The sequence below is a fragment of the Actinosynnema pretiosum genome, from assembly GCF_024171695.1.
Taxonomy (GTDB): Bacteria; Actinomycetota; Actinomycetes; order Mycobacteriales; family Pseudonocardiaceae; genus Actinosynnema; species Actinosynnema pretiosum.
Map to the genome: position 1 here is coordinate 306,388 of NZ_JAMTCF010000001.1, position 14,137 is coordinate 320,524.

A 14,137-nucleotide genomic window follows, 5' to 3' on the forward strand; every position below is an offset into this window, starting at 1 on the left:
GGAAGTGACGTGCCTGGCGAATCAGGCCATGCCGAGTTCGTTGTCGATGAAGTCGAAGACGTCGTCGGCGGAGGCCGCTTCGAGCTGGTCGGCCACGGCGGGCCCACCGCCCGCGACGGCCTGGTCGAGCTTGGTGAGCAGTGCGCGCAACCGGGCGGTGACGTGCCCGGCCTCGATCTCCTCCGGCGCGAGGCCGGACGCGGCGATCTCCAGCCGGTCCAGCTCGGCGAGCACCGAGCCGACGGGGCGCTCGCCCTCGTCGACCAGCTCGCCGTGCAGCAGCTCCACGAGCGCGGCGGGGGTCGGGTGGTCGAACACGGCGGTCGCGGTGAGCCGGACGCCGGTCGCGGAGCTGAGCACGTCGCGCAGCTCGACGGCGGTGACCGAGTCGAAGCCGAGGTCCTTGAACGCCCTGGTGGGCTGGACCTCGTCGGTGGTGGCGTAGCCGAGGGTGGCGGCCACGTGCGAGCGGACCAGGTCGAGCAGCAGGGCGCGCCGCTCGCCGTCCGGCAGCGGGGCGAGCCTGGCCGCGAGGTCGGAGCCGGTGCTCTCGCCGCCGAGCTCCTCCGCCGGGTCCAGCGCGGCCTTCACCTCGGGGATGGCCTCGATGAGCGGTCGGGGGCGGGCCAGCGCGTAGGCGGGGGCGAAGCGGGCCCAGTCCATGTCGGTGACGACCAGGTGGGCCTCGTCGCGGTCCAGCACGCCCTTCAGGGCGGCGAGGGCCAGCGCGGGGTCCATCGAGCCCAGGCCCATGCGGGCCAGGTGGTCGCCGGTCTCGCCGGAGGACATGCCGCCGCCGCCCCAGGTGCCCCAGGCGATGGAGGTGCCGGTCAGGCCGCGCGCCCGGCGGCTGCGGACGACGCCGTCGACGACGGAGTTGGCTGCGGCGTACCCGATCTGACCGCCGGAGCCCCACACGGCCGCGCCGGAGGAGAACACGACGAACGCGTCCAGCTCGCGATCGGCCAGCAGCTCGTCCAGGTGCAGCGCGCCCAGGACCTTCGCGTCGGCCAGCTCCGCCAGCTCGGCGACCGAGGCGTCGTCGACGCCCGCCTCGCGGCGCATCGCGCCCGCCGCGTGGAAGACCGAGGTGAGGTCGGGCAGCGAGGCGACGAGTGCGGCGACGGCGTGCCGGTCGGCCACGTCCAGCGCGACGACCTCCACCTTGCCGTCCAGCTCCGCGCACAGCTCGGCCGCGCCGGGCGCGTCCGGGCCGCGACGGCTGGCCAGCACCACGTGCTCCGCGCCGGTCTCGACCAGCCAGCGCGCCAGGTGCGCGCCGACGCCGCCGGTGCCGCCGGTGACCAGGACCGTGCCGCGCGGGGACCAGTCGGCGGCCACCGCGCCGCCGGGGGCGCGCACCAGGCGGCGGGCCAGCGTGCCCGCCGGGCGCACCGCGACCTGGTCCTCGGCGCCGGAGAGCGCGCCGACCAGCCGCTCCACCACGAGGTCGTCCACGTCGGCGGGCAGGTCCACCACGCCGCCCCAGGTCTGCGGGCGGTCAAGGCCCAGGACGGTGCCGATGCCCCACAGGGCGCTCTGGCGCGGGTCGGCGGGCTCCTCCAGCCCGGCGCCGACGGCGCGCGAGGTGGCGAACCACAGCGGCGCGGTGACGCCCGCGTCGTCCAAGCCCTGCACCAGCGGCACCGAGGCGGCCACGCCGCGCGAGAGCGACGGGAACAGCGGGTGCGGCCGGTCGTCCAGGCCCAGCAGGGACAGCACGCCCTCCGGCTGGCCGCCCGCGACGGCGGAGCGCACCAGGTCGGCGGCGGCGGACCGGTCGAACCCCTCCACCGCCACCGGCAGCACGTCCGCGCCGCGCGCGGTCAGGCCGTCCACGACGGCGATGACGCGCTTGTCCTCGCGCAGCGACTCGGGCACCACCAGCAGCCAGGAGCCGGTGGCCACCGGCGGGACCGGCTGGTCCACGGCCCGCCACTCGATCCGGTAGCGCCACGAGTCCACGGTGGACCGCTCGCGGAAACCGTCGCGCCACGCGGACAGCGCGGGCAGCACCTCGCCCAGCGCGGCCTCGTCCACGGACAGCTCGCGGGCCAGCGAGTCGACGCCGCCGGACTCCAGCGCGGCCCAGAGCGCGGCCGAGGCCGGGTCGGCCTCGGCGGCCGGGGCGTCGGTCAGCCAGTAGTGGGCGTGCCGGAACGCGTAGGTGGGCAGCCGGACGGCGCGCGCGCCGGGCAGCAGCGCGGCGAAGTCCGGGCGGACGCCGCCGCGCACGTGCAGCTCCGCGAGGGAGCGGGTGAAGCGGGCGAGGCCGCCCTCGTCGCGGCGCAGCGTGCCGGAGACGACGGTGGGCTGCTCGCGGGCGTCCAGGGTCTCGCCGATGCTCGGCGCGATCACCGGGTGCGGGCTGACCTCCACGAACACCGCGTGCCCCGACTCGGCGAGCGCCTGCACGGCCGGGGCGAACAGCACCGGGGAGCGCAGGTTCGAGTACCAGTAGCGGGCGTCGAGCTGGCCGTCCGCGACGAACTCGCCGGTGACCGTGGACAGCATCGGGATCGCGCCCGCGCGAGGGCTGATCGGCGCGAGGTCGGCGAGCATCCGCTGCTCCACCTCGGCGACCTGGGCGGAGTGCGAGGCGTAGTCGATGTTGACCCGCCTGGCCCGCACGTCCCGCTCCTCCAGGATCGCGGTCAGCTCGGCGAGCGCGTCCAGGTCGCCGGAGACGACCGTGGAGGCAGCGCCGTTGACCGCGCCGAGCGACAGGCGGCCCTCCATGGCCTCCAGGTACGGCTCGACCTCGGCCAGCGGCAGCCCGATGGAGAGCATCCCGCCGCGACCGGCCAGGCTCTCCCGGATCGCGATGCCGCGCAGGGCGACCACGCGCGCGCCGTCGAGCAGCGACAGGTGGCCGCCGACGACGGCCGCCGCGATCTCGCCCTGCGAGTGGCCGACGACCGCGTCGGGCCGCACGCCGTGGTGCTCCCACAGCACGGTCAGCGACACCAGGACCGCCCACAGCGCGGGCTGCACGACGTCGCCGCGCTCCAGCGACGGGGCGCCCTCGCCGCCGCGCACGGCCGCGATCAGGTCCCAGTCCAGGAACGCCGACAGCGCCTCGGCGCACTCGGCCATCCTCGCGGCGAACACGGGCGAGGTGTCGAGCAGCTCGGCGGCCATGCCCTCCCACTGGGAGCCCTGGCCGGGGTAGGCGAACACGACCTTGCCGACCACGTCGGCGGTCCCGGTGACCAGGGACGGGGACGGCAGGCCCTCGGCGAGCGCGGCGACCCCGGCCGCCAGCTCGGCGGCGTCCGCGCCGAGGACGACGGCGCGGCGCTCGAAGGCGGTGCGGGTGGTGGCCAGCGACCAGCCGACGTCGCGCGGGGAGCCGGTCTCGTGGGTGGCGAGGTGGTCGCGCAGCCGGGCGGCCTGCGCCCGCAGGGCGTCGGCGGTGCGGCCGGACAGCACCCACGGCACCACCGGGAGGGCCGGGACCTCGGCGGTCTCGGGCTCGACGACCTCGGGGGCCTGCTCCAGCACCAGGTGCGCGTTGGTGCCGCTGATCCCGAACGACGACACCCCGACCCGGCGCGGGCGGCCGGTGCTCGGCCACGCCGTCTCCTCGGTGAGCAGCGCGACCGAGCCCTCGGTCCAGTCGACCTCGGGTGAGGGCGCGTCGACGTGCAGGGTGCGCGGCAGGACGCCGTGGCGCATGGACAGCACGGCCTTGATCACGCCGCCGACGCCCGCGGCGGCCTGCGAGTGGCCGATGTTGGACTTGAGCGAGCCCAGCAGCAGCGGCTGCTCCCGGTCCTGCCCGTAGGTGGACAGCAGCGCCTGCGCCTCGATCGGGTCGCCGAGCCGGGTGCCGGTGCCGTGCGCCTCCACCGCGTCGACCTCGCGCGCGGACAGCCTCGCGTCCGCCAGGGCCGCGTGGATGACGCGGCGCTGCGATGGCCCGTTGGGGGCGGTGATGCCGTTGGACGCGCCGTCCTGGTTGACCGCGCTGCCGCGCACCACGGCCAGCACCTCGTGGCCGTTGCGCAGCGCGTCGGACAGCCGCTCCAGCACGAGCACGCCCGAGCCCTCGGACCAGCCCGCGCCGTCGGCGGCGGCGGAGAAGGACTTGCAGCGGCCGTCGGCGGCGAGCGCGCGCTGGCGGGAGAACTCGACGAACGTGTCGGTGGTGGAGATGACCGTGGCGCCACCGGCGAGCGCGAGCGGCGTCTGACCGGAGCGCAGCGCCTGGCAGGCCAGGTGGATCGCGACCAGCGACGAGGAGCAGCCGGTGTCGATGGTCAGCGCGGGCCCCTCCAGGCCCAGGTGGTAGGCGACCCGGCCGGAGACCAGGCTGCCGGAGCCGAAGCTGTTGGGGTAGTCGTGGTAGACCACGCCCGCGTAGACGGCGGTCCTGCTGCCCTTGAGACCGGCCGGGTCGATGCCCGCGTCCTCCAGGGCCTCCCAGGCGGTCTCCAGCAGCACCCGCTGCTGCGGGTCCATCTCGGCGGCCTCGCGCGGGCTGATGCCGAAGAAGCCGGGGTCGAACAGCGGCGCGTCGTGCAGGAAACCGCCGCGCCGCACGTAGATGCCGCCGGGGGCGCCGGGATCGGGGTGGTAGAGCCCGTCCACGTCCCAGCCCCGGTCGGTCGGCATGTCGGAGGTGGCGTCGACGCCCCCGCGCAGCAGCTCCCACAGCTGCTCGGGGGAGTTCGCGCCACCGGGGTAGCGGCAGCCCATGCCGACGACGGCGATGGGCTCGCTCGCCCGGTCCTGCAGCTCGCGCAACCGCTGGTCGGTGTCGTGCAGCTCGGAGGTGACGCGGCGCAGGTACTCGCGGAGCTTGACTTCGTTGGAGGACATCGAACCACCGTTCACGAGTTGCCGAGCTTGTTGTCGATGAAGCGGAACAGGTCGTCGTCGCTGCCGTCCTCGATCAGCCCGACCACGTCGTCGGCCTGCCCGGCGGGGGTGATCAGCGCGCGCAGCCGGTCGATCGCCTCGGCGCGCACCCGCTCGTCCACGCCGTCGGCGAACGCGGCCTCCAGGCGGGCCACGCCGTCGAGCACCGGGTTCCCGGCGGTGGGGGCGAGCTCGCCGCGCAGCAGCTCGGCGAGCGCGATGGGGTTGGGGTGGTCGAAGACCAGGGTGGCGGGCAGCTTGAGCCCGGTCTCGCCCACGAGCGCGTCGCGCAGCTCGACGGCGGTGAGCGAGTCGAACCCGGATTCGCTGAACGACCGCTCCGGCCGCACCGAGTCCGCGTCGGCGTGCCCGAGGACCAGGGCGACCTTGGCGCGCACCAGGTCGAGCAGCGCGGTGAGCTGGTCGGCCTCGGACAGCTCGGCGAGCCTGGCGGTGATCTCGCTCGGGTCGGCCGGGGTCGTGGTGGTGGCGCTCTCGTCCGGGGTGAGCGCGGCGCGCGCCTCGGGGACGGTGTCGATGAGCGGGCGGGGGCGGGCGAGGGCGTAGGCGGGGGCGAACTTGGCCCAGTCCACCTCGGTGACGACGAGGTGGGCCTCGTCGCGGTCGAGCGCGCCCTGCAGGGCGGACACGGCCAGCAGCGGGTCCATCATGCCCAGGCCCAGGCGGGAGAGCAGGGTCTCGGCGTGGCCGGAGGCCATGCCGCCGCCGCCCCAGGAGCCCCAGGCCACCGAGGTTCCGGTGAGGCCGCGCGCCCTGCGGTGCCGGACGACGCCGTCGATGACGGAGTTGGCCGCGGCGTACCCGATCTGGCCGCCGGAGCCCCAGATCGCGGCGCCGGAGGAGAAGACCACGAACGCGTCCAGCTCGCGGCCCTCCAGCAGCTCGTCCAGGTGCAGGGCGCCCACGACCTTGGCGTGCGCGATGTCGGCGAGGTCGGCGATCGTCGCACCGTCCACACCGGACTCCTCGCGCAGCGCACCGGCCGCGTGGAACACGGAGGTGAGGTCAGGCAGGGACTCCACCAGCGCGGCCACGTCGTCCCGGTCGGCCACGTCCAGCGCGACGACCTCCACCTTGCCGCCCAGCTCCGCGCACAGCTCCGCCGCGCCGGGGGCGTCCGGGCCGCGACGGCTGGCCAGCACGACCCGCTGCGCGCCGGTCTCGACCAGCCAGCGCGCCAGGTGCGCGCCGACGCCGCCGGTGCCGCCGGTGACCAGGACCGTGCCGCGCGGGGACCACCGCGCGGTGGTCTCGCCGCCGGGGGCGCGCACCAGACGGCGGCCGAAGACGCCGGAGCGGCGCACCGCGACCTGGTCCTCCCCCGCGCCGGAGAGCACGCCCGCGAGCCGGTCGAGCACCCGCGCGTCGGTGAGCTGGTCCAGCTCGGCGGGCAGGTCCACGACGCCGCCCCAGGTGCGCGGCCGGTCGAGGCCGAGCACGGTGCCCACGCCCCACAGCGCGGTCTGGCGCAGCCCGCCGGGCCGGTCGAACCGGTCGACGGCGACGGCGCCGGAGGTGCCGAACCAGACCGGCGCGGTGACGCCCGCGTCGTCCAGGCCCTGCACCAGGGTCACCGAGGCGGCGACGCCCAGCGAGAGCGACGGGGACAGCGGGTGCGGGCGCTCGTCCAGGCCCAGCAGGGACAGCACGCCGTCCGGCGTCTGACCGCCGAGCGCGGCGCGGACCCGGTCCGCGATGTGCGCGCGGTCGGCCTCGGCGACGTCGATCTGGACCACCCGCGCGCCGCGCGCGTCCAGCGCGTCCGCGACGGCGTCGACCCGCTCGTCGTCCGGGCCGACCAGCAGCCAGGTCCCCTCCACCGCCGGGACGTCCTCGGCGAGCGAGCGCCACTCCACCCGGTAGCGCCAGGAGTCCACGGTGGACTCGTCGCGGATCCTCCCGCGCCAGGCCGACAGCGCGGGCAGCACCTCGCCCAGCGCGGCGGCGTCCACCGCGAGGTCGCGGGCCAGCGAGTCGAGCCCGCCGGACTCGACGGCGGCCCAGAACTGCGCGTCCCGGTCGTCGGCGACGGTGGTGGCGGTCTGCTCGGGGGCGTCGATCCAGTAGCGCTCGCGCTGGAAGGCGTAGGTGGGCAGGTCGACGCGGCGGGCGCCGCGCCCGGCGTGGAACGCGGTCCAGTCCACGTCGCCGCCGAGGGCGAAGAGCTTGCCCACGGCCGTGGTGAGGGTGACGACCTCGTCCCGGTCGCGGCGCTGCGCGGCGATCGCGCCCGCGCCGCCGACCAGTCCGGTGAGCACGCCGTCCGGGCCGATCTCCAGGAACCGGGTGACGCCCTGCTCGGTCAGCGCGGTGACGCCGTCGTGGAAGCGCACGGCCTCGCGGACGTGCTGGGCCCAGTGCTCGGGGTCGGTGAGGTCGGCGGATTCGGCGAGGTTGGAGACCACGGGGATGGTGGGCGCGCTGAACGCGATCCCGGCCAGGACGGTCCGGAACTGCGCCAGCATCGGCTCCATGAGCGGCGAGTGGAAGGCGTGCGAGACGCGCAACCGCTTGGTGCGCCTGCCGTCGAGCGCGGCGGCGATCTGGCCGACCGCGTCCTCGGCGCCGGAGACGACGAGCGAGGTGAGGCTGTTGACCGAGGCGATGCCGACCCGGTCGGTCAGCAGCGGCAGCACCTCCTCCTCGGTGGCCTCGACCGCGAGCATCGCGCCACCGGTCGGCAGCGCCTGCATCAACCGGCCGCGCGCGGCGACCAGCCTGCACGCGTCTTCGAGGGAGAACACCCCGGCCACGTGCGCCGCCGCGATCTCGCCGATGGAGTGCCCGCTCAGGTGGTCGGCGCGCACGCCCCAGGACTCCAGCAGCCGGTAGAGCGCCACCTCGAACGCGAAGATCGCGGGCTGGCTGTACCCGGTGCGGTCCAGCGGCTCCCGGTCCTCGCCGAAGACCACCTCGGCCAGCGGCCGGTCCAGCTCCCGGTCGAACAGCGCGCACGCCGCGTCGAAGGCCTCCCGGAACACCGGGAACGCCTCCCGCAGCTCGCGCCCCATGCCGGGGCGCTGGGAACCCTGCCCGGTGAACAGGAACGCGGTCAGCCCGGACCCGGCGCTGCCGGTCACCGCGTTCGGCGCCGCCTGCCCGGCCGCGACGGCGCGCGCCCCGGCCAGCAGCTCCTCGGCGCTCGCCCCGACCACCACGGCCCGCTGCTCCAGCGCGGCGCGCGTGCCGCCCAGCGACAGCGCGACGTCGGCGGGCGCGAGGTCGGCGACCTCGGCGGCCAACCGCGCGGCCTGCGCGGCCAGCGCGTCCTCGCCGCGCGCGCTGATCGGCCACGCGACCACGTCGGTGCGCACGCGCACCACCGGTTCGGCGGGGGCGGGCTCGTCGGCGGGCGCCTCCTCCAGGATGGTGTGCGCGTTGGTGCCGCTGACGCCGAACGAGGACACGCCGATGCGGCGCGGCTTCTCGCGGGCGGGCCACGGCCGCGCCTCGGCGAGCAGCCGGACGTTGCCCTCGGTCCAGTCCACGTGCGTGGAGGGCTCGGTGATGTGCAGGGTGCGGGGAAGCACGCCGTTGCGCAGCGCCAGCACGGACTTGATGACGCCCGCGACGCCCGACGCGGCCTGCGCGTGCCCGATGTTGGACTTGATCGAGCCCAGCCACAGCGGCTCGGTGCGGTCCTGCCCGTAGGTCTTGAGCACGGCCTGCGCCTCGATCGGGTCGCCGAGGGAGGTGCCGGTGCCGTGGCCCTCCACCGCGTCCACGTCGGCGGGCGCGAGCCCGGCCGCCGCGAGCGCGCTGCGGATGACCCGCTGCTGCGCCGGGCCGTTCGGGGCGGTCAGGCCGTTGGACGCGCCGTCCTGGTTGACCGCCGTGCCGCGCACCAGCGCCAGCACCGGGTGCCCGTTGCGGCGCGCGTCGGACAGCCGCTCCAGCACGAGCACGCCCGCGCCCTCGGCCCAGCCGGTGCCGTCCGCGCTGTCCGAGAACGGCTTGCAGCGCCCGTCAGGGGCCAGGCCGCGCTGGCGGGAGAACGCGATGAACGGGGTCGGGGTGGCCATCACCAGCACGCCGCCCGCGAGCGCCAGCGAGCACTCGCCGGACCGGAGCGCCTGCGACGCCAGGTGGATCGCCACCAGCGACGAGGAGCAGGCGGTGTCCACCGACACCGAGGGGCCCTCGAAGCCGAACGCGTAGGACACCCGGCCGGAGAGCACGGCGGCCGAGGTGGCGGTGGCCAGGAACGCCTCCACCTCCTCGGGCGCGTGGTCGAGCAGGTCGGCGTAGTCCTGGCCGCCGGTGCCCGCGAACACGCCGACCCGCTTGCCGCGCAACGACTTCGGGTCCACCCCGGCTCGCTCGACGGCCTCCCAGGTCAGCTCCAGCAGCACCCGCTGCTGCGGGTCCATGGCCAGCGCCTCGCGCGGGGACACGCCGAAGAACGCGGCGTCGAACGAGCCCGCGTCGTGCACGAACCCGCCCTCGTGGACGTAGCTGGTGCCCGGCCGGTCGGGGTCGGCGTCGTAGAGCGCGGCCGAGTCCCAGCCCCGGTCGGTCGGGAACGGGGAGATCGCGTCCACGCCGTTCGCGACGAGGTCCCACAGCTGCTCGGGCGTGCGGACGTCGCCGGGGTAGCGGCAGGCCATCGACACGATCGCGATGGGGTCGTCGTCCACCGGGGCGGGCGCGGTCTCGACCTCGTCGGCGTCGCGCGCGCCCACCAGCTCGGCGCGCAGGAACGCGGCCAGCGCGACTGGCGTGGGGTGGTCGAACACCAGGGTGGCGGGCAGCCGCACCCCGGTCGCCGTGCCGAGCCGGTCCCGCAGCTCGACGGCGGTCAGCGAGTCGAAGCCGAGGTCCTTGAACGCTCGGCCCGGATCGACCCCGGAGGGGTCCGGGTAGGCGAGGACGGCGGCCACGTGGGTTCTGACGAGGTCCGCCAGTGCGCGGTGCTGCTCGGACTCGGGCAGCGCGGCCAGCCGTCCGGCCAGTTCGGACCCCGCCGGGGTCGGGTCGGTCCCACCGTCCAGGGCGAGGATCTCGCGGACCTCGGGCAGCGCGTGCAGCAGCGGCCGGGGCCTGGCGGCGGAGTAGGTGGGGGCGAAGCGCGACCAGTCGAGGTCGGCGACGACCAGGTGGTGCTCGTCGTGGTCCAGGGCGCGGCCGAGCGCGGCCGTGGCCAGGCGCGGGTCCATGGGCGGGATGCCGTGCAGGCGCAGCGCCTCGCCGAGGGCCTCCTCGTCGACCATGCCGCCGCCGCCCCAGGTGCCCCAGGCGATGGAGGTGACCGGCGCGCCCCGGTGGTGGCGGCGGTGGGCGAGGGCGTCGAGGCGGGCGTTGGCCGCCGCGTAGCCGGACTGGCCCGCGGAGCCCCACACGGCCGCGCCGGAGGAGAACAGCACGAACGCGTCCAGCTCGCGGCCGTCGAGCAGCTCGTCCAGGTGGTGGGCGCCCGCGACCTTCGCGCGGCCGGTGGCAACGAAGTCGGCGAGCGGGGTGTCGCCCAGGTGCGCCTCGTCGGGCAGCGCGCCCGCCGCGTGCACCACGGTGAGCGGGCCGTCGGGCAGGCCGTCGACCAGCGCGGCGACCTCGGCGCGGTCGGCCACGTCGCAGGCGACCAGGGTGGTGGTGGCGCCCAGCGCGTCCAGCTCGGCCGCGAGCTCCCGCGCGCCGGGGGCGTCCTGGCCTCGGCGGCTGACCAGCACGAGGTCCCTGGCGCCGCGCCCGACCAGCCAGCGCGCCACGTGCGCGCCGACGCCGCCGGTGCCGCCGGTGATCAGCACCGGGCCGCGCGGGGCCCAGTCGCGGGCGGGGGCCCCGGTGAGCGGGGCGCGCACCAGCCTGCGGGCCAGCACGCCCGACGGGCGCAGCGCGACCTGGTCCTCGGCGCGGTGCGCGAGCACGTCCACCAGCCGGTCCAGCGCGGCGCTGTCCACCTCGGCGGGCAGGTCCACGACGCCGCCCCAGGTGAGCGGGTGGTCGAGGCCGAGCGCCCCGGCCAGGCCCCAGACGGCGGACTGGGCGGTGGAGGTCAGCTCCTCGAACGGGTCGACGGCGACCGCGCCCCTGGTGAGCAGCCAGGTGGGGGCGGTGACGCCCGCGTCGCCGAGCGCCTGCACCAGGGTGATGGCGCGCTCGACGCCCTCGCTGATCGTCGGGTGCTCGGCGTGCGGGGTGTCGTCCAGCGCGACGAGCGCCAGCACGCCCTCCACCTCGGCGCCGCGCAGCTCCTCGGCGAGCGCGGCCCGGTCGTGGCCACCGGGGTCCACCGGCACGACGGACGCGCCGCGCGCGGTGAGCCGCTCGGTCGCGGCGGCGACCAGCGGGTCGCCCTCGGCGGCGACGAGCAGCCAGGCGCCGGACAGCCGCAGCGCGGGCGGCTGGTTCACCGGCCGCCAGGTCACCCGGTAGCGCCAGGAGTCGGCGACGGCCTTCTCGTTGCCGCGCGCCCGCCACCCGGCGAGCGCGGGCAGGACCCGGTCGACGTCGTCGGGGTCGGCGCCGAGCAGGTCGGCCAGCTCCGCGTTGTCGACCGCGCGCCAGAACTCCTCGTCCGCGCGCTCGACCGGGGCGGCGGTGGTCTCGGTGGGCTCCAGCCAGTAGCGCTGGACCTGGAAGACGTGGGTGGGCAGGTCGACGCGCTTGCCACCGGGGTGCGCTGCGGCCCAGTCGACGGCCTGGCCGTGGGCGTGCGCCCGCGCGACGGCGGCGGCCAGGGCGGCGACCTCGTCGCGGTCGCGGCGCTGGGTGGCGGCGAGCGCGGTGGTGTCCGGGTCCAGGAAGGCGCGGGCCATGCCGGTGAGCACGCCGTCCGGGCCGACCTCCAGGAACCGGGTGACACCACGGGATTCCAGGAACGCGACCCCGGCGTGGAAGCGCACGGCGGCGCGGACGTGCCGCACCCAGTAGTCGGCCGAGTCGAGGTCACCGGCGGTGGCGGACTCGCCGGTCACCGTGGAGACCAGCGGGATGCTCGGCGCGTGGTAGGCGAGGGTCGCCGCGACGGCGCGGAACTCCTCCAGCATCGGCTCCATGAGCGGGGAGTGGAACGCGTGCGAGACGCGCAACCGCTTGGTGCGGCGGCCTTCCAGGGCGGCGGCGATGCGGGTGACCGACTCCTCGGCGCCGGAGACGACGACGGAGGTGGGGCCGTTGACGGCGGCCACGCTGACCCGTTCGTCAAGCAGGGGAAGGACTTCTTCCTCGGTGGCCTCGACGGCGAGCATCGCGCCATCGGCGGGGAGCGCCTGCATCAACCGGCCACGCGCGGCGACCAGCTTGCACGCGTCTTCGAGCGAGAACACCCCGGCCACGTGCGCGGCGGCGATCTCGCCGATCGAGTGCCCGGCCAGGAAGTCCGGCTTCACGCCCCAGGACTCCAGCAGCCGGTAGAGCGCCACCTCGAACGCGAAGATCGCGGGCTGGCTGAAACCGGTGCGGTCCAACGACGCCTGGTCGTCACCGAGCACGACCTCGGCGAGCGGGCGGTCCAGCAGCGGGTCGAACAGCGCGCACGCCGCGTCGAAGGACTCCCGGAACACCGGGAACGCCTCCCGCAACTCGCGCCCCATCCCCACCCGCTGGGAACCCTGGCCGGTGAAAAGGAACGCGGACAGCCCGCTGCTCGCGACCCCGGACTCCACGGACGGCAGCGGTTCCCCGGCGGCGATCGAGCGCAGCCCGGCCACCAGGTCCTCGCGGGTCGAGCCGACCACGACGGCCCGGTGCTCCAGCGCGGCGCGCGTGGTCCCCAGGGACAGCGCCAGGTCCAGCCCGTCCGCGTCCCCGTCCGCGACGAACGAGGCGAGCCGGTCGGCCTGCGCGGCGAGGTCGGTCGCGCCGCGCCCGGACACCGGCCACAGCCGCACCGGGAACCGGACCGGGTCGTCCTCCTCGGCCACCGGCTCGGGCTCGGGTGCCTGCTCGACGATGGTGTGCGCGTTGGTGCCGCTGATGCCGAACGAGGACACGCCCGCCCGGCGCGGGCGCCCGCCGGTCTCCGGCCACGGCCGGGCCTGCGTCAGCAGCTCCACCGAGCCCGCGCTCCAGTCGACCTGGTCGGTGCGGTCCTCGGCGTGCAGGGTGCGCGGCATGAGGCCGTGCCGCACCGCCATGACGACCTTGATCACCCCGGCGATGCCCGCGGCGGCCTGCGGGTGGCCGATGTTGGACTTGACCGAGCCCAGCCACAGCGGCTCGGTGCGGTCCTGCCCGTAGGTGGCGATGAGCGCCTGCGCCTCGATCGGGTCGCCGAGCACCGTGCCGGTGCCGTGCGCCTCCACCAGGTCGACCTGCGCGGCGGACAGCTCGGCGTCGGCCAGCGCGGCGCGGATGACCCGCTGCTGCGCCGGGCCGTTGGGCGCGGTGAGCCCGTTGGACGCGCCGTCCTGGTTGATCGCGGAGCCGCGCACCAGCGCCAGCACCGGGTGCCCGTTGCGGCGGGCGTCCGAGAGCCGCTCCAGCACCAGCACGCCCGCGCCCTCGGACCACGCGGCGCCGTTCGCGCCCTGGCCGAACGAGCGGCACCGGCCCTCGGGGGACAGCGCGCGCTGCTTGGAGAACTCCACGAACAGCTGCGGCGTGGCCATCACCGCGACGCCGCCCGCCAGCGCCAGCGAGCACTCCCCCGACCGCAGCGCCCGCGCGGCCAGGTGCACGGCCACCGACGACGAGGAGCAGGCGGTGTCGATGGTGACGGCGGGGCCTTCGAGGCCGAAGGTGTAGGCGACGCGGCCGGACACGACGCTGCCGGAGGTGGTGCTGTCCGGGTAGTCGTGGTGCATGACGCCGGTGAACACGCCGGTGGCGGTGCCCTTGAGCGTGGCCGGGTCGATGCCCGCGCGCTCGAACGCCTCCCAGGTGGTCTCCAGCAGCAGCCGCTGCTGCGGGTCGGTCTCGACGGCGTCGCGCGGGCTCATCCCGAAGAACAGCGGGTCGAACTCGGCGGCGTCGTGCAGGAACCCGCCCTCGCGGGTGCAGGTCTTGCCCGGCTTGCCCGGCTCGGGGTCGTAGATGCCCTCCACGTCCCAGCCCCGGTCGACCGGGAACCCGGAGATCGCGTCGACGCCGTTCGCGACGAGGTCCCACAGGTCCTCGGGCGAGCGGACCCCGCCGGGGTAGCGGCAGGCCATCGACACGATCGCGATGGGCTCCCGGTCGCGGTCCTCCAGCTCGCGCACCCGCCGCCTCGCCTGCTGGAGGTCGGTGGTGGCCCGCTTGAGGTAGTCGCGGAGCCTGTCGTCGTTCGCCATCGGTGTTCCACCCATCTTCAAGCGCCGTCGGGACCGGTGAC

The 14,137-nt window shown here is 76.2% G+C and carries 2 protein-coding genes; both read right to left on the reverse strand.

Annotation, left to right across the window (positions count from 1 at the left end; all coding sequences use genetic code 11):
- Window positions 1-21 precede the first annotated feature (21 nt).
- Window positions 22-4,839: a type I polyketide synthase gene (locus tag LV78_RS01115; protein ID WP_372494759.1), complete on the reverse strand. Its 4,818-nt coding sequence runs from the start codon at window positions 4,837-4,839 to the stop codon at window positions 22-24.
- On the reverse strand, window positions 4,836-14,096 hold the full coding sequence (locus LV78_RS01120) for a type I polyketide synthase (protein WP_344621170.1): 9,261 nt from the start codon (window positions 14,094-14,096) through the stop codon (window positions 4,836-4,838). The genes LV78_RS01115 and LV78_RS01120 overlap by 4 nt, the downstream gene beginning before the upstream one ends.
- Between the last annotated feature and the right edge of the window lie 41 nt (window positions 14,097-14,137).